This window comes from Brevibacillus sp. FIR094 (assembly GCF_050477165.1).
Lineage (GTDB): Bacteria > Bacillota > Bacilli > Brevibacillales > Brevibacillaceae > Brevibacillus.
Map to the genome: position 1 here is coordinate 1 of NZ_JBEAES010000101.1, position 370 is coordinate 370.

General features: G+C 51.9%; 1 pseudogene. It reads left to right on the top strand.

The features are described 5' to 3' along the window. Positions 1 to 45: 45 nt before the first annotated feature. Positions 46 to 370 (top strand): annotated as a pseudogene (locus tag ACQ5DJ_RS30045) (collagen-like protein); the annotation flags it as partial.

Here is a 370-nt window from a genome sequence, read left to right on the forward strand (position 1 = left end):
GAGTTAACCAAGAAGGAACTATTGTTGGATAGCAAGCTCGATAGTATTTTGTCTACACCGATTGCGGTAGGTCCTCCAGGTCCGACTGGTCCAACTGGTTCTTCTGGTGGCCCGCCAGGATCGACCGGGGCAACTGGAGCAACCGGAGCTACTGGAGCAACCGGAGCTACTGGAGCAACCGGAGCTACTGGAGCAACAGGAACTACAGGAACTACAGGAACTACAGGAACTACAGGAACTACAGGAACTACTGGAACTACTGGAACACTGGAACTACTGGAGCTACAGGCCCTGCTCCACTAACATCGACAAAACCTATCTTTTTTGGAGGAACGAATGCAGGCTTTCAAAGAATGGCTGGGTCCCCAGG